General features: G+C 40.0%; 14 protein-coding genes. 12 read left to right on the top strand and 2 right to left on the bottom strand.

The genetic code is table 11. The annotated features are described in order from the left end of the window. Positions 1–96 precede the first annotated feature (96 nt). On the top strand, positions 97–1,482 hold the full coding sequence (locus ACP8HG_RS12850; protein ID WP_438296582.1) for a S41 family peptidase: 1,386 nt from the start codon (positions 97–99) through the stop codon (positions 1,480–1,482). 101 nt (positions 1,483–1,583) lie between these two features. Here the strand turns inward: ACP8HG_RS12850 and ACP8HG_RS12845 are convergent, their stop codons facing one another. After that, positions 1,584–1,724, bottom strand: a complete 141-nt coding sequence (locus tag ACP8HG_RS12845; RefSeq protein ID WP_342538976.1) for a sporulation histidine kinase inhibitor Sda — start codon at positions 1,722–1,724, stop codon at positions 1,584–1,586. A gap of 526 nt (positions 1,725–2,250) precedes the next feature. On the opposite strand from ACP8HG_RS12845, the gene ACP8HG_RS12840 reads away from it, so the two are divergent. From ACP8HG_RS12840 to ACP8HG_RS12830, 3 genes are all read left to right on the top strand, one after another. After that, positions 2,251–3,030 carry a hypothetical protein gene (locus tag ACP8HG_RS12840; RefSeq protein WP_187045718.1) on the top strand — a complete coding sequence of 260 codons (780 nt, stop codon included), beginning with the start codon at positions 2,251–2,253 and terminating at the stop codon, positions 3,028–3,030. Positions 3,031–4,209: 1,179 nt separating this feature from the next. After that, positions 4,210–4,638: a VOC family protein gene (locus ACP8HG_RS12835; RefSeq protein WP_338655333.1), complete on the top strand. Its 429-nt coding sequence runs from the start codon at positions 4,210–4,212 to the stop codon at positions 4,636–4,638. Positions 4,639–5,435: 797 nt separating this feature from the next. Beyond that, on the top strand, positions 5,436–5,981 hold the full coding sequence (locus ACP8HG_RS12830; RefSeq protein ID WP_438296579.1) for a DL-endopeptidase inhibitor IseA family protein: 546 nt from the start codon (positions 5,436–5,438) through the stop codon (positions 5,979–5,981). Between the two features lie 91 nt (positions 5,982–6,072). Here ACP8HG_RS12830 and ACP8HG_RS12825 read toward each other — a convergent pair whose 3' ends face one another. Then, a complete protein-coding gene (locus ACP8HG_RS12825; RefSeq protein ID WP_338655336.1) occupies positions 6,073–7,230 on the bottom strand; it encodes a polysaccharide deacetylase family protein in 1,158 nt (385 codons plus the stop codon). 1,184 nt (positions 7,231–8,414) lie between these two features. On the opposite strand from ACP8HG_RS12825, the gene ACP8HG_RS12820 reads away from it, so the two are divergent. From ACP8HG_RS12820 to gsiC, 8 genes are all read left to right on the top strand, one after another. Next, the gene (locus ACP8HG_RS12820) at positions 8,415–8,582 is read left to right on the top strand and encodes a YezD family protein (protein ID WP_082786694.1); all 168 of its coding nucleotides are present in this window, start codon (positions 8,415–8,417) and stop codon (positions 8,580–8,582) included. A 79-nt stretch (positions 8,583–8,661) separates the two neighbouring features. Further along, positions 8,662–9,717 (top strand): sulfate ABC transporter substrate-binding protein, encoded by a 1,056-nt coding sequence (locus tag ACP8HG_RS12815; protein ID WP_342538972.1) that lies wholly within the window; start codon positions 8,662–8,664, stop codon positions 9,715–9,717. 81 nt (positions 9,718–9,798) lie between these two features. Further along, positions 9,799–10,632, top strand: coding sequence for a sulfate ABC transporter permease subunit CysT (cysT, locus tag ACP8HG_RS12810; RefSeq protein WP_187045714.1), 834 nt, complete (start codon positions 9,799–9,801; stop codon positions 10,630–10,632). 11 nt (positions 10,633–10,643) lie between these two features. Beyond that, positions 10,644–11,507, top strand: coding sequence for a sulfate ABC transporter permease subunit CysW (gene cysW / locus ACP8HG_RS12805; RefSeq protein ID WP_187045713.1), 864 nt, complete (start codon positions 10,644–10,646; stop codon positions 11,505–11,507). 16 nt (positions 11,508–11,523) lie between these two features. Further along, the gene (locus tag ACP8HG_RS12800) at positions 11,524–12,597 is read left to right on the top strand and encodes a sulfate/molybdate ABC transporter ATP-binding protein (RefSeq protein ID WP_438296575.1); all 1,074 of its coding nucleotides are present in this window, start codon (positions 11,524–11,526) and stop codon (positions 12,595–12,597) included. Positions 12,598–13,332: 735 nt separating this feature from the next. Next, positions 13,333–14,343 carry an asparaginase gene (locus ACP8HG_RS12795; protein ID WP_438296573.1) on the top strand — a complete coding sequence of 337 codons (1,011 nt, stop codon included), beginning with the start codon at positions 13,333–13,335 and terminating at the stop codon, positions 14,341–14,343. 42 nt (positions 14,344–14,385) lie between these two features. Continuing rightward, entirely contained in the window at positions 14,386–15,990 is a 1,605-nt protein-coding gene (locus tag ACP8HG_RS12790) for a glutathione ABC transporter substrate-binding protein (protein WP_438296571.1), read from the top strand. A 71-nt stretch (positions 15,991–16,061) separates the two neighbouring features. Beyond that, entirely contained in the window at positions 16,062–16,982 is a 921-nt protein-coding gene (gene gsiC / locus ACP8HG_RS12785) for a glutathione ABC transporter permease GsiC (protein WP_187045709.1), read from the top strand. Positions 16,983–17,019 lie beyond the last annotated feature (37 nt).

The following is a 17,019-nucleotide window of genomic DNA, read 5'->3' as shown; positions in this document are numbered from 1 at the left end:
GTATAGTTATCCGAATACTTTTAATCTAACTTGGAGCCCATCGACGAAAAGCGTATAATAGAAGAAAGTTGAAATTAATAGGAGGGATTAATCAGCGTGAAGATAAACCTGAAATCATTTGTGTTGTTATTTGCCATGCTATTCGTATTACTTCCACAGGTAACTTCCGCGTCAGCAGAGCCGCTTGATGAAATCCGGCAATTGGTGCGTGATTTCTATGTCGATGACGTGCCGGAATCGGTGTTGTCTAAGGGCACAGTTAAGGAGATTACAAAGCATCTCGATCCCCATTCCGTCTATATGAGTGCGAAGGAGTACCAAGGATTCGTTAATGGGATTGAGCAGCGGATAGTTGGAATTGGTGTTGTGCTAGAAGAGGATTTGAAAGGTGTTAAAGTCATTTCGGTTATTCCGGAAGGGCCTGCAGCGAGAGCGGAAATACAACCGGGTGATGTGATTACACATGTAAATGGGAAAAGCATCGTAGGGAAGTCAATTCAGACTGCGATATCGTTAATTAGCGGAGAAGAAAAAACAGTGGTTACGGTAACGATTAACCGGATTGGCCAACGAGACCCTATCACCAAAAAAATTACGCGGGAAGAGATTACGCTGCCGAATGTTGAATATGAAATGCTTGGCGGCAATATTGCCTACATTCGACTGAACAGTTTTGCAATGGAATCCTCGAGAGAAATGAACAAAGCAATTCAATCTTTAAACGGAGCAGATGGATGGATTGTTGATTTGCGTAACAACGGCGGAGGTTACATAACAGCTGCACAGGACATTGCGGGATTCTTTCCAAATACAGTCAACGCGTTTCAATTAAGGGAAAAGAACAGTAAGCCGATGACTTATCCGTCGACTATTCAACCAAGAAAGTTTAACGGACCAACGCATGTTTTGATTAATGAATACAGTGCGAGTGCTTCGGAAATGGTCTCTGCGACAGTGAAAGAGCAAAAGACGGCTACTTTATACGGTCAAACGAGCTACGGTAAAGGTACGATGCAAGCGATGTATGGATTTGATGATGGCAGTGTGTTGAAAATGACGACTGCAAGATTTTATTCGCCGGGCGGGCAATCAGTAGATAAAGTGGGTGTTAAGCCGGATGTCATAACCAAAAAAGAGGCTGAGCTCGAAGTGTCCCATCATGATCAGTTACTTAAAAAGCTGAAGGGATACAAACAGCTTCCTGAACTTGTGAATGTCCCCGTCAGCAAGAAGTTTACGGTTGAAATGAATACAACAATGAATTGGAAAAACATCGATAAAAAAACGGTTCAACTTATCCAATTGGGAGGACAAGAGATCGGGGCTTCTATAAAGGTTGTGAATGCAACTACAGTTACTGTTGTTCCGAATAAACCATTGATAGCGGGAAGTAGATATGTACTTGTGATTCATCCGCTTTATAAAAATACGCAAAATAAACCGATGAAACAAGGCGTATACTTAGAAGTATCGGCTAAATAAATAAGCACCGGGTTTTCGTCGACTTTAAGAAATATAAAGTTGGGTGAAACCTGGTGCTTTTTTTCTTGGAATATGAAATTCATTTTAAGAAATTTATAAAATCAAGAAGAAATTTGAACTTCATAGTGTAAAGAGCGTCGACGAATTTCCGCTTCTAACAATTGAATAAAGTGAGGGCATAGTTTGATGTCTTTTGCCTTGAAATAGGATTCAATCAACAAGTCATCAGGTAATTTACTCATCTGGGGTTCCACCTCCAATCGTATAGATTATAGATTATGTGTACTATATTGAAATGTGTATGCATAAGATGATATGTAACAAGGTTGTACTCTTAATCTACCAAAGATTCGGATTAAGAACAACTGTTCCTTTATCCACAGTTGACGGTGGATAAGCTGTGGTTAATATGTTTGTAATGGCTACGGATACATAGGGAGTGGTGGGTATAACGTTAGCAACTTTATCCACAGATGTTAAAAACGCAGATTTTGTCGAAACATTTTTTTGGATTTCTGATGAATTTTGGTGTGAAATAGTTATTATGTCTATTCTAAAACAAACAGAATAAACATGAATATTTGAGTAATATGCATTCTATCTGTCCTGATTAGGCGAATCCCTTTAAGTTATTTCGGTAATTGCATTAAAAATAGGTTTTTAAGAATATAAGTACGGGTTGAAGGAATAGAGTAGAATAATCAAGTTGCTGTGTGGTAATTAGTGAAAAGTGAATTTTATTAATGACTAAGAATGGGAGGGCATGGATTGCACTGCATAAATTGCGGACATGAACAAAGTGAAGGTAAATTCTGTGCGGTTTGTGGCGTGGTTTTGGGCGACATTCTGATTGAAGGGGAGCAAACAAGAAATCGGTCATCTGCAAGATATAACCAACAATCAAATGAATACATCGAAAAGGTTAAAAATGCATCTAAAATGTACTGGAACTATTTCCTGAACTATTTGAGGCAACCTTCTCTGGCGCTTAAACAAGGTGAAAAGGAGTTTTTGAATGGCATAATAAATATAGTAACTATGGCATTTATTATTGGTTTATTTTTATTTACCTCCATGAAACGTGTTGCATCGTCATTTCTTGAAGCTTCGCACGAACTGTCATTTACCTCAGTGATTGGTAGTTCTTTATTATTTGTGTTTATCAGCACAGCAATTATTATCGCATCATTGTTCCTAACGATTAAGTTTCTCGGTTCTGAACACTCATTCAAAAGTATCGCTGGCATTTACGGAACGCATCTTATCCCATCCACATTCCTCGTATTGATATCCTTTATTTTGCTCCTATTAAAAGCGTACACCTACAGTAACTTTCTTCTATCGTTTGCACTCCTATTTGCATTTTTTATCATACCGCTGTATATTCTGATAAAATTACTGACCAAAGCAGAAGAGGGGATTGATCCGCTGTACTGCGTCCTCGCCTATATTGTCATTTTTGGAATTGCTTTTTCGATCTACCTTTTTCTTTTAGAAGGTTCTTTAATTGTTGATGTGTTGAATGGGTGGATGGTAGGCAAACTGTGAATGATGAACGGATAAAAAGTAGCATCTCAGAACTAGTTATAGGTTCGGGGATGCTGCTTTTTAATGTTTCATTCCGGTCTGTTGATTAAACATTTATTTGCATAAAATTCTGGTGAGAAGGGCTTGATGACCTTGATTTTCACTGGACTATTTTCGGCTAACTATTCAAGTGAAAAATGCAGTAGTTTTGGAAGAAAAAATAGATGACATTCTATGTAGTGTGTAAGTGCCCGAAGATGCAATTTCGGGCACTCTTGCAAGTTGTATAATGCGTTCCTTTCATACTTTTAGTAAAGATTATGGACCTAATTCATGTGATGTCTTATTGAAAGTGACACTTCTTTATTAAAAAAAGAAAAAACCATATATGTTGAATTAAAGAATCCCATTGAATCTACTGTAGCGCTTAATAAGGAGAGAGTTATAATTCGGAGGGCACTGAAAAAGTACGATTTCCTTCAATCCCGTTGATGTCCGTTCCGAGCGGACGCTTTCCGCGGGCACGGCTTCAGCCTCCTCGTCACTGCGTTCCTGCGGGGTCTTCAGCTCGCGCTGTTCCCGCTGGAGTCGCCGCTCTTCACTACAATCAACTAGTTGATACTATATAAATTGAAATAAAGAATTCCATTGAACCGCTACGGCGCTAGGGGATGCCTCTCGCCATAAGCCAGATGAGGTATTCTTTAACCTATCTGGAATAACCTCTTGGCATTAACTGTATAATTTCTGCAAAGAACGCAGAAATTATACAAACCGAACTCTTCGTTGTTCGGTTGGCTACCCCTGTTAAGGCGCCTTCGCTCAGTATATATACCGGATTCAACATATAAAATTATATTCAAGAAATCCGCACTCTAGGTTGCAGATTCCATCACAGATAATGAAATGCGCTTTTTCAAATAAGACCATCCAGCGCAGGCGCGATTTCGTGGGAATCCTAATTCGTTCCAAGTATCGGGATTTTTTCAGCGGCCGCCCAAAAGCCCTTGTAAAGCACGTACGCCGTATTCATTGGGTAAACATATATAGTGACACTATTCGGTAATCAAGTTGTCGGAGCGGTTTTCGATTTGACCGAGTGAAAGTACCTCGCATGACACCGAAACAAAAGAAGTGTTACACTATTGGGACAAGACACTTAACAATAAAGATTAGTTATAAATCGAAGGAGTGATGGAAATGGCTGTTGATGTTTATCTTAATTTTAATGGGAATTGTCGTGAAGTAGTGAATTTCTATGCAGAGGTATTTGGAATAGAAAACCCGAAAATAATGACATTCGGAGAAATGCCACCTAATCCGGAATATCCACTTCCAGAAGAAGCGAAAGATCTTGTTATGCACTCCCGTCTGAATATTAGCGGAAGCAATGTTATGTTTTCAGATGTATTTCCTGGAATGCCATTTATTGAAGGCAATAACATTAGCCTCGCAATCGTTAGTAAGGATTTAGAAGAGATTACATCTGCATTTAGTAAACTGAAAGAAGGCGGCAAAGTAGTTATGGAACTCCAAGAGACACCCTGGAGCAAATCCTACGGCCAATTAACGGACAAGTTCGGGATTATTTGGCAATTTAATTACGACAGTGGAGAAACTTTCATGTGATTTAACAACACTGAAAAATAAAACGCAATGCGCAGACTTCAAAGCGTATTGCGTTTTTTTCATTGTCTAGACTCCAGTGCTTTTCTTAAATTCAATACGTATCACTCCCTTTACTCGCATATACATAATTGGTAGGACTTACAGCTATATATATGCTGAATTAAAGAATCCCATTGGATCTACGGTAGCGCTTAATAAGGAGAGAATTGTAATTCGTTGTGGATTGTAGAACGCTTGGCGCTTTGGGATGCCTTTCGCCATAAGCCTGGATTAGCGCTTCGCATCCAGTCTTACAGCTTCGGCGACCCCTTTGTCGCGCCTGCGCTAGAGTGTTCATTATCGAGAGAAATGTGAATTTGAGATGTATATGGCGAGATTGTAAGGTGATTATTATGTGATACTAACTATATTTAGGAAAGACGCACTCCAGGTTGCAGATTTTTTCACAGATAATGAAATGCTCTTCCTCACATAGACCATCCAGCGAAGGCGCGACTTCGTGGTAGCCGGAGCGATAAGACTGAAAGCGATCTTCTTTCTGGCTTATCGCGGGAGGCATCCACAAAGCGTCCAAGCGGTATTGGCGGGAATTCTAATTAGTTCTAAGTATTGGGACTTTTTCAATGGCCTCCTAAAAGCCCTTGTAAAGCGAATGCGCCGTATTCATTTGTTCAACATATGTAGGTTGAATTCGCTACGGTGCTAGGGAATGCCTCCCACCTAAGATTATATAGACTTTTATTTGTTCAATATACATACGACTTGAAAGTTATAAATATATGAGAGGTGGCATGGAATTGAAAAAGCTGTGTCTATTTAGCTTGTCGCTATTGCTGTTGTTATGTACTGCTTGCCAGCAATCGGCTATTGCCGAGGGTGAAGAAAGTGAAGTTCATTCGGTAAAAGCAGTGGAGATTGCTGCAAACTGGGCTGCGACGGCGAGTCTTGTGGAAGCAGGTGGGAATTATATAGAAGGGGAATATAAGAGGTTCAACTATAAAGGTAAGACATATCGCTACATGGCTAGCCACTTGGATACGAAGAAGGAAATGAGGGTCGAACTAGAGAAGTCAGTGACGAAAAAAGTTGCAAAACAGTTTATGAAGGACCAAAATTTTATTAAACAACAAAGGAGGTTGGCGCAGGTAGAGGTCGACGGTGGATCGCTTCTTCAATGGAGTGAGGCGACAGCAAAAGTGGTGAAAGCTAAAAAGAATAAAAGCGTATTTGAAGTGAGTGTACCCGTCGGTTATACAGGCACATTTGATACGTTTAAAATTACGTACGAATACGTGAGGAAATCGGGTTGGCGTATAAGTAAACTTCCAGAATATATGAAATAAACCATGAACGCTCTCCGCGAGTTGGGAGAGCGTTCATGGTTTTTTAATATAAGAACAGTGTCCTTGATGGCTGTCATCTAGCAAAGAAATTTTATCTTCCTTGCAATTTATCCGCAAATTGCTTCAAGTTCATGTTGGAGTGAATGCGCTGACGTTTTAGATCGAAGAGGGAATCTCCCTGGAAGACATTGCCCTCATCAATTGTATACGCACTCGTTATCCCGGCGGATTGTAAGGCGTAAATTGCCGCCAAACTGCGTTTTCCATACGGGTATGCGTGGGCCATGACTTGATAGTCCCCGCCAATAATTTGTTCGATGGTTTCATTTGCTGTTTGGATGTCTTCAAAGATTGCTAGTTCCGATTCATATTGTAACAGGCTTAGGTTGGTGAATGAATTGAACATATGGAATAAATGTGTGTGGTTTTGATAGGAATAGACATCCTGAGTCTGAATGATATCTTGTTCTGAAACCGTGCTAATTCGATCGATACGACTTGTAATCAGGAAAGAAGTAGCTTGGAATCCGTGACTTTTCAAAATAGGATAGGCTAAGTCAATTGTCGATTTGTAGCCGTCATCGAATGTGATTAGAACTGACTTCTTTGGAAGTGTCCCCTTTTTAGCAACCCAAGATTCTAACTGTTGTGGAGTGATTGTCGTCCAGTTGTTTGCCTTCAAATAGTCCATCTGCTCTTTAAACTTAGCAATTTCTAATGTTGATGCATTTTGGTCGGTTTTACTACGCACAAGATCGTGATACATCAAGACAGGGATACCAGGTTCGATGAGCAGCTCGTTCTTATGTATATACCCCGTTTTCCCACCTATTAAGACGGGGTAATAATTACCCTTTAATCTTTGTACATTAATCGTCATATTCGGTTGGATGTGTCCAATGCTATTCGCTTTAACTGCTGGGCGATCCAAGATTTGTACAGGCTTTGAAGTCTTGGCTCGAACTGGATGTGCAGCTTTCCAGTTATTCGGTGGATCCTTAATAATTACAGCTTTCTTTTTCGAGAGTTTAACTTGGTCGTTTCCAATGAACGTATGATAAAAAAGGTTCGATTCATTTACCACGGTGTGTGAAGTACCTTTTAGGAATACAGCGACCTTCTGGTAGTCATCGAAAACAGGAGTGGTTTCGGTAATTTTTATCGATTTGACAGTTGATGCTTCAGTTGCTTCTGTGAAAGTTGGAAATGCTACAAGTAATAGTAGGAAAAACAGTATAAATTTCTTCAATCTTAAGTATGCCCCTTTATTCTAGTTTCTATCTCTATGATAGATAGATTGGGAGAAACTAGCAAGGTGTAGTTGAATTAAATAATAAGTATAGAATAATCAAACTTATCAACAAAAGCGGTGGATATCCTGTGAGTAACTTGTTTGAAATGTTAATAAATACAGATAATTCGGTCTGAGTGATGTTAATAACTTTATCCACAGTCATGTGTGAAGGAGAGTTTTATGCTAACAGATAGAAAGTGACACTGTCTTCCATTCGAAAAGAAATGCTATAAAGAAGGAGTAAGCAGTCAAACATCCCGATAATTGTAGAGTAGTCGTTTAGTCCAAAGCGATTCAAAAGCACCTGTACATAGGGTATCTAGTGTTTTATCAGTCACTTACGGGTTTACTTTGGCTAAGTAACATATGTTAAACAAATGATTCGCTATACAAACTGAGCGAAGGCGCCTCATAGGGGTAGCCGAAGCAATAAGACTGACAGCGGTTTTCTGTCTGGCTTATTGCGGGAGGCATTCCCAAGCGCCGAGCGTTGTTGAGAGGATTCTTTATGTTAACAAATATAGGTAATTCGTTGTAATTATACGGGTTAATTGTAATTCACTCCTTTATTTTAAAAATGCGTCTAGACAGATTAGAAAGGATACGCTATAATCTTATTAATCTAACAAAACATATCGAGTTACTTGGTTATTGGGGAGGTACCGTTGCTGATTAGTGTTCGGAGCAAGTTATCCAGTCGTTGAAATGAATTTAATAAGACCAGAGAAAGAGTATGTATGGGAACCTCTCCCTTGGTCTTTCATAGTAAAAAGATAGTAGCTGATCGGAAAACCGAAGGCTCTCAACCGAATTTAATGTTGAGAGCCTTTTTGTTTGTTTAAAAATCATAGACAGTGTCAGCCACGTAAGGAATGTATGTGGACGAAAGAAATATAATGGGAGGTTTTAATTGTGCAGTATAGTTATGTTTCGCTTCTTAAATGTCCTAAACGTCCCTCTCCATAAAAAGGCTAATTCGTTTACCCAGATATGAAAACTGCATATAAAAGGCTGCTGATCAGACGATTGAAGGCTCCTTGAAATCTATTATTCTTGTGAATATAGGCTTCTTGGAGCCTTTTATTATAATAATCGACTACATTAGCTGAGATATTAAAAATGAAAATAGGAGGCCTCACATGGTAGAAAAACAAATCGATGAGCAATGGATTGAGTGTATTGTACTGTCAGTGAAAGAAATCAAATGCGGATCGGTGGAAATAGTTATTCATGACTCGCAAATTAAGCATATTGATCGGCTGGAAAAGAGACGGTTTTCTTTAAAAAGTCAACAACTTGAGCAATGAAGACAAATGAAGATACAATCATAAACCAATCAAAAAGGGTTCTTATAAAGAATTGAAAATAGAAGTGGAGGTTAATAGGATGAAGAAAAATACGACAATAATCAAGTTTTTAGTGGGCATCACTGCAACGGTTGGGATTTTAACAGGATGTGGTGGTACTGAAAAAAGTGGGGATCAAACTGCCTCTGCTGAAAAGAAGAATTCAGTCGAGCTGTTAAATGTATCCTACGATCCAACGCGTGAGTTATACGAGGAGTTTAATAAAGAATTTGCTGCACATTGGAAAGATGAAACCGGACAGGAAGTGACTATTCAGCAGTCGCATGGTGGATCAGGAAAACAAGGTCGAGCAGTAATTGACGGTCTAGAAGCAGACGTTGTCACACTGGCCCTTGCTTACGATATTGACGAAGTTGCCGCCGCCCGTGACCTGCTAGCAGAAAACTGGCAAACTAGATTGGAAAATAACTCAACACCATACACGTCAACGATTGTTTTCCTAGTTCGAAAAGGCAATCCACAAGGCATTAAAGATTGGGATGACTTAACGAAAAAAGGCGTGTCGGTTATAACACCAAATCCGAAAACATCAGGCGGTGCTCGTTGGAATTACTTGGCGGCTTGGGCTTATGCGGATAAGAAATTTAATGGGGATGAAACGAAAGTGAAAGAATTTGTTGGCGATCTTTATAAAAACGTTGAAGTACTAGATTCTGGGGCTCGCGGTTCAACGACAACTTTTGTTGAACGGGGTATTGGGGATGTATTGCTTGCTTGGGAGAATGAAGCCTTCTTAACGTTAAATGAACTTGGAAAAGGTGAATTTGAAATTATCGTCCCATCACTCAGTATTTTAGCAGAGCCGCCAGTTGCAGTTGTGGATAAAATCGTCAAGAAGAAAGGCACAGAAGAAGTCGCACAGGCCTATCTGGAATACCTGTATACAGAAACTGGACAGGAAATTGCCGCGAAAAACTACTATCGTCCCCGTGACCCAGAGGTATTAAAAAAATATGCAGATCAATTCCCTGACATTAACTTCGTTACAATTGACGATGATTTCGGTGGTTGGAAAGAAGCCCAGGAAAAACACTTTAATGACGGCGGTACCTTCGATGAAATTTACCTACCGTAGTGGTGTCTAAGTAAAAAATCCAATTGATATCTAGGATTAGAGGCGTTAAAAACAGTTAACTACAGAAGTGAAGGTGAAGCAATGGCGAAGAAATGGAGATTAAAGAAACATAGTATATTGCCGGGATTTGGGCTATCGCTCGGATTCACGATGCTGTATCTCAGCTTGCTCGTTTTACTTCCGCTCTCCATGATATTCATTAATACCTCATCAATGGGGTGGTCAGATTTTTGGGCAACGGTAACGGAACCGCGCGTCATTGCATCGTACAAAATAAGTTTTGGTACCGCATTTGCAGCAGCCTGCATTAATCTGCTATTTGGTGTATTGATTGCATGGGTACTCGTTCGCTATTCGTTCCCTGGCAAGCGAATAATTGATGGATTGGTAGATTTACCATTTGCACTCCCAACAGCTGTTGCAGGTATCGCATTAACAACACTGTATACGGAAAAGGGTTGGATTGGTCAGTTTTTATCGTTTAAAGTTGCGTTTACGCCTCTCGGTATTACGATTGCATTAACATTTATCGGCTTGCCATTCGTCGTCCGAATGGTGCAGCCGGTTCTTCAAAATCTTGAACGGGAAATGGAAGAGGCGTCTGCTATTTTAGGCGCGAATCGCTTTCAAACGTTTGTTAGAGTGATTGTTCCAGAAATTTTGCCAGCAGCAATGACAGGTTTTGCGTTAGCATTTGCCCGTGCGATTGGCGAGTATGGCTCGGTGGTCTTCATTGCGGGTAATATGCCGATGAAGACCGAGATAACACCGCTCATTATTATGACAAAACTTGAACAATACGATTATGCTGCTGCTACAGCAATTGGGGCAGTCATGCTCATTTTCTCATTTATTATATTGTTATTTATTAACGGATTGCAATGGTGGACTAATCGGAAATTTGTTCATAATTAGGAGGGAATTCCATGGCAAAACAGAGTCAGGTGCAGTTGGTTAGTAAGAATGGGAGCAAGCGGACTACAGAAGAGCAGCCTTGGGTTCGTATTCCGCTAATTGCGATTGCACTCGGATTTCTATTGCTTTTTCTAGTATTACCGCTTGTTGCAATCTTTATAAAAGCTTTTGAAAAGGGAGCAGGCGTCTATGTAGCTGCAATTACAGACCCGGACGCACTATCGGCAATCAAACTAACATTACTTGTCGCCATACTTACGGTGCCACTAAACGCGATTTTTGGAATTGCAGCTGCATGGGCAATTACTAAGTTTGAATTTAAAGGGAAGAGTCTTTTAATTACCTTGATTGACTTGCCGTTTGCAATTTCACCAGTTATTGCAGGTCTCGTGTTTGTTTTATTATTCAGTGCCCACGGGTTGTTCGGTGAATTTTTATTTGCAAATGATATTAAAATTCTTTTCGCTGTCCCGGGCATTGTGCTTGCCACATTGTTTGTGACATTTCCGTTTGTTGCACGTGAGTTGATCCCACTTATGCAGGCGCAAGGAACGGCGGAAGAAGAAGCCTCCTTAACACTTGGAGCGGGTGGATTTAAAACATTCTTGCATGTCACGCTGCCGAATATTAAGTGGGGATTATTATACGGTGTCATTCTTTGTAATGCGCGTGCAGTCGGCGAATTTGGCGCTGTCTCGATTGTTTCGGGGCATATTCGCGGTCTTACAAACACGATGCCGTTACATATTGAAATTTTGTACAATGAATATCAATTTTCCGCAGCGTTCGCTGTTGCATCTCTTATGTCCATTTTAGCGATTATTACGCTAGTTTTGAAAAACTTCATTGAATGGAAAACAAGTCAGCAAGGATAGAACAGGAGGTTACCACATGAGTATTCAAATAAAAGAAGTGTCGAAGAGGTTTGGTTCGTTTGATGCACTGAAAGATATTAATCTCGACATTAAAACAGGAGAGCTCGTGGCGTTGCTTGGACCATCTGGATCGGGCAAAACGTCGCTACTACGCATAATTGCAGGACTTGAAGAAGCGGATCATGGGGTTGTCTTATTCGGTGAGGAAGACATGACCCATATTCGCACGACAGAACGAAAGGTTGGCTTCGTTTTTCAGCATTATGCCCTGTTTAAACATATGACGGTTTTTGATAATGTTGCATATGGATTGAAAGTACGATCCAAAAAAGAACGACCAACTAAAAAAGAAATTGCTGCGAAAGTAAACGAATTACTAGGACTTGTAAAGTTAGAAGCATTTGCTACTCGTTATCCATCTCAACTATCGGGGGGGCAAAGGCAGCGTGTTGCACTAGCCCGGGCGCTTGCAGTGGAACCAAAAGTACTGTTACTTGATGAACCATTTGGTGCGCTCGATGCAAAAGTACGGAAAGAACTGCGACGTTGGTTGCGAAGATTGCATGATGATTTTCATATTACGAGTATATTTGTGACGCATGATCAGGAAGAGGCTCTTGACGTGGCGGACCGGATTGTTGTTATGAATGAAGGGAAGATTGAACAGATAGGTAGCCCGGAAGAAGTTTATGATCATCCAAACAGTCCATTTGTGTATGATTTTCTAGGGAATGTGAATATTTTTCATGGGCGCTTGCAAAATGGCAAGCTACTCAATGTACAGGTCGATTTGGATGCGGTAGATCTTGAAAGAGCTGAAAATAAGTTGGCTATTGGTTATGTTAGGCCACATGATGTGACGATTGAACGAGAAAGTACAGATGCGGAAGCAGTTAAAGCAAAAATTATCCATATACATGTCGTGGGGCGCACTGTGCAAGTGGAACTTAAACGACAAGATAACGATCAATTTCTCGAAGCAGAATTGACGAAAGAGAAATACCGGGAGCTAAATGTGAAAGCAGGTGAAGATGTATATATCAAACCGAATCAACTTCGTGTTTTCATTCCAGAAGACTTCTCGATTTGAAGCGATGATCCATAATGAGATTTAAATAGAACACTTCAACTACCTGATGCCCAATTTCTATTGGCATCAGGTAGTTTGCGTTCTTCGGAGTACTTTCATTGTGTCGTAATTGTATTGACGACTGTCAGTTTCTCGAAAGTAAAGAATAATCAAAACTTATTAACAAAAGCAGTGGATATCATGTGAGTAACCTGTTGGAATTGTTAATTAATATAGATAAATCAGTCGGTTTAGTGTTAGTAACTTTATCCACAATGTAGAATGATGCGCTTTATTGTCGAAAGATAGTAGGGAATAAAGTGGGGAAATTCTTTGGCTTACTATATAGATTGAAAAAAAATTCCCTTAAAATCCGCTAGAGGATCCTAAACTGCCGCCCCGCTACCCCTTCTAAATCGCCTACACTCAGTTTATATAGCTACTCATATGTTCAATATATAAGCTCTATATGATGCTGGACCCGATGCCCTCTAAAATTACAGGTCTTCACGTGTCCATGATTTTACCTGCAGACTCGTTGCTACTTGTTATTGCAAGTCCGCTCATTGTATCTGTTATCAAAGGATTGTCCAAATTTACCACTTTAGGTATTATATTTTACCTATTCACGCATATATCAACGCATTAACCCATGATTAGTTTTTAGAATAGGGAGCATATTCTAAATAAATGGTTGTAATAAGGTGTAACATGAGATAATATAGTTAGAAAATACAGATAACAAGAGGTGCAACTATGAATTCTGAACATTTAGTAGATGTAATAAGAGGAGATAATGTTGAAAGTGAGCATTGGGGACATATTGCAGTAGTGAATAGTGAAGGTAAACTTCTCTATTCCAAAGGAAATCCTAATAGGGTAACGTTTGCTCGCTCGTCAATGAAACCTTTACAAGCGATTCCGATTGTTGAAACAGGAGCAGCTGACCATTATCAATTCAATCAGGCAGATCTGTCATTAGCTTGTGCATCACATAATGGAGAAAATCAGCATACCGATCGGGTAAAAACCATTTTATCTAGACTAGGGCTTGGAACGGACGATTTGAAATGCGGTACGCATCCTCCACGCTGGACAGAAGCGTATGAAGCATTAATTATAGCGGGTAAGGAAATCACGCCCGAATATAACAACTGTTCTGGGAAACATAGCGGCATGTTAACTACAGCCATACATATGGGTGAGAGTTTGGAAGATTACTATAAAACGGATCATCCAGTTCAGAAAAGAATTATGGAAGTGATAAGTGATATCTCTGAAACACCCTTAAATGAGATAGAAATTGGTATTGATGGTTGCGGAGTTCCTGTCCATGGCATTCCACTAAAAAACCTCGCATTAAGTTTTGCGAAGATGGCAAAACCAACATCTTTTCCTGAAAAAAGAAAAAATGCAATTGAGCAAGTGACTGCAGCAATGATGGCAGCACCAGAAATGGTCGGAGGCACTGATCGCTTTTGTTCAGATTTCATGAAAATTGAAGAGGGTAGAATGTTTGGGAAAGCAGGGGCTGAAGGGGTTTATTGTATAGGTGATCTCGAAACAGGTCTTGGAATTGCTATTAAAATTGAGGATGGTAATGGTCGAGCAACTTCGCCTGTTGCGGTGGAAGTCTTAAAACAGCTCGATTTACTCACTGAAAATCAATGTGTACGTTTACATGACTACCACTATCCGAAGTTGAAGAATGCGAGACAGGAAGTCATCGGACAATTAAGTCCAATCTTTTCATTGAAAAATGCATAATGCATTTTATCATAAAAAAATGTTAGTAAAGGGGAGAAGAAGATGAAAAAAGCGTATGGTTTAATTTCTTTACTGGCCTTAATGATGCTACTCGTTTTAGCCGGCTGTAGCAGTGATTCAAAAGAGGGCAGTAAAGATGCTAGTAAAGAGGATGGAAAGCCAGCTGAAAAAGCTAAAAAAGAAGGCAAGGATATCGTCATTGCTGTAGCGGATAACTTTACAGGAATGGATCCACATGACACAAATGACACGCTATCTGGCTCAGCTCAAAAAGCAATGCTTGAAGGACTTGTAGGGTTTGATAAAGATATGAATGTGATTCCACTTTTGGCTGAAGAGTATTCGGCAAATGCTGAGGCAACTGAATTCACATTCAAATTACGTGAAAATGTGAAATTCCATGATGGAACGCCTTTTAATGCAGAAGCGGTAAAAGTGAACTTTGATAGATTATCAGATCCAAATAGCGGATTGAAGAGACACAGCCTCTACGCTTTAATTGAAAAAACAGAAGTTATTAATGAATATGAAGTGAAATTTACACTATCAGAACCTTTCGGCGCGATGATCAACACGTTCGCTCACCCAGCTGGATTAATGCACAGCCCGAAAGCTTTAGAAGAGTTTGGGAAAGAAGTTGCAAGAAATCCAGTTGGAACTGGGGCATTTAAATTTGTTGAATGGAAACCGAGTGAAGGTTTAAAAATTGAAAAGAACGAAGAATATTGGAATGCAGGATTCCCGAAAGTAGATTCCATCACATTTAAACCGGTATCGGAAAATGGATCAAGAATTGCGATGTTGCAAACAGGTGAAGCGGACTTCATTTATCCAGTTCCCACTGAACAAGTAGAGGGAATTAACGGGAAAAACGGTATAGAAGTTGAAAGTAAGCCTTCTATTGTAGTTCGTTACATGTCTATGAACACATTAAAAGCACCATATGATGACGTTAAAGTTAGGCAAGCACTTAACTATGCAATTAATAAAGAAGCTTTCGTCAAAGTTGTAATGAACGATCAAGGAACTGTATTGGATTCCATTATTGCACCTGACGTTCAGTTTTACTCAAAACAAGAGCCTTATGCATTTGACCTTGAAAAAGCGCAGGACCTACTAAAAGAAGCTGGCGTTGAAAAGGGCTTTAAAGCGAAACTATGGGGCGGCAACAGCTCTGGCGCGATTAAGGCAATGGAATTCTTACAACAGCAAATGGCACAAGTTGGTATAGATGTTGAAGTTGTACCAATGGAATCAGGCACAATATCGGACAAAATTTGGTCTGTTCAAAACCCAGACGATGCTGAGCTTGAATTGTACTATGGTGGATGGTCACCGTCTACTGGCGATGCTGACTGGGGTATTCGTCCACTTGTTGGGGGCAAAGATGCATTCCCGCCTATGTCATATAACGTTTCTTATTACGACAATCCTGAAGTAGATCAGCTAATTCTAGATGGTCTGCAAACAGCAGATTTGGATAAACGAGCAAAAGCTTATGAAGATGCACAGAAATTAGTTTGGGATGATGCACCTTGGGTCTTCTTATCTGCTGACAATACATTGGCTGGTAAGAAGAACTATCTAAAAGGAATCTATCTGTTACCGGATGGTTCATTGAGCGTATCAGATATCGAAATCGAGTAATGAATTGATAAAAGGGCGCTATATATAATTAATATATAGCGCTCTATCTTTATACCAAAGGAGTGGTTCAATTGTTTCGATTCATCATTAAAAGACTACTCGAAATTATCCCGATCCTGTTGATAGTATCCATTCTAATTTTTCTATTCGTACATATGATTCCTGGGGATCCAGCCCGTCTAGTTGCCGGCGAAGATGCAACACTGGCAGATGTGGAGATGGTGAGGAAGGAACTAGGCTTGGATAAGCCGATTGTAGAACAGTATGTCACTTATATGAAAAACCTTTTTAAAGGAGACATGGGGAATTCACTAAAAACAAATCGGCCGGTGAGCGATGAGATAGGCGAACGATTCATGCCGACATTTTGGTTAACCGTCTGGAGTATGGTGTGGGCGGTCATTGTTGGTTTAGTGATTGGTGTAATTTCGGCAACAAAAAGGAATAAATGGCAGGATTATTTAGGAATGTTTGGAGCTGTTTCAGGGTTATCGTTGCCGTCATTCTGGCTAGGACTCATGCTTATCCAACTTTTCGCCGTAACGCTTGGCTGGCTACCTACTGGAGGAATGGAGTCATGGAAGAGTTATATCCTTCCTGCATTCACTCTTGGAACCGGTGTAGCAGCTGTAGTCGCACGTTTTACACGATCATCTTTGATGGATGTGCTGAAAGAAGATTATATCCGTACAGGCAGATCAAAAGGATTAAGCGAACGTAATGTTACGTGGGGACATGGATTAAGAAACGCAATGATTCCCGTTGTTACAATGACAGGTTTGCAATTCGGTTTCCTGCTCGGAGGATCAGTTGTCATTGAAACTGTATTCAGCTGGCCGGGGTTAGGAAAACTACTAATCGACTCAGTTGCTTACCGTGACTACCCGGTTATTCAAGCAGAAATGATGATCTTTGCTTTAGAATTCATCGTAATTAATCTAATTGTTGATCTGTTGTATGGCATCTTGAATCCACAGATCCGGTATGAGTAAGGAGGGGACCAAAGTGGTTGAAGTAAAACTGTCTAAA

It is taken from the genome of Sporosarcina sp. FA15 (genome assembly GCF_051550195.1).
In the GTDB taxonomy this organism is placed as follows: Bacteria; Bacillota; Bacilli; order Bacillales_A; family Planococcaceae; genus Sporosarcina; species Sporosarcina psychrophila.
This window is presented reverse-complemented; position numbering and strand designations above follow the sequence as displayed.

Coding starts and splice junctions, on each gene's coding strand:
- ACP8HG_RS12845 (WP_342538976.1), bottom strand. CDS start 1,724: ATGAGTAAATTACCTGATGACTTGTTGATTGAATCCTATTTCAAGGCA.
- ACP8HG_RS12800 (WP_438296575.1), top strand. CDS start 11,524: ATGAGTATTCAAATAAAAGAAGTGTCGAAGAGGTTTGGTTCGTTTGAT.
- ACP8HG_RS12790 (WP_438296571.1), top strand. CDS start 14,386: ATGAAAAAAGCGTATGGTTTAATTTCTTTACTGGCCTTAATGATGCTA.
- ACP8HG_RS12815 (WP_342538972.1), top strand. CDS start 8,662: ATGAAGAAAAATACGACAATAATCAAGTTTTTAGTGGGCATCACTGCA.
- cysT (WP_187045714.1), top strand. CDS start 9,799: ATGGCGAAGAAATGGAGATTAAAGAAACATAGTATATTGCCGGGATTT.
- cysW (WP_187045713.1), top strand. CDS start 10,644: ATGGCAAAACAGAGTCAGGTGCAGTTGGTTAGTAAGAATGGGAGCAAG.
- ACP8HG_RS12820 (WP_082786694.1), top strand. CDS start 8,415: ATGGTAGAAAAACAAATCGATGAGCAATGGATTGAGTGTATTGTACTG.
- ACP8HG_RS12835 (WP_338655333.1), top strand. CDS start 4,210: ATGGCTGTTGATGTTTATCTTAATTTTAATGGGAATTGTCGTGAAGTA.
- ACP8HG_RS12795 (WP_438296573.1), top strand. CDS start 13,333: ATGAATTCTGAACATTTAGTAGATGTAATAAGAGGAGATAATGTTGAA.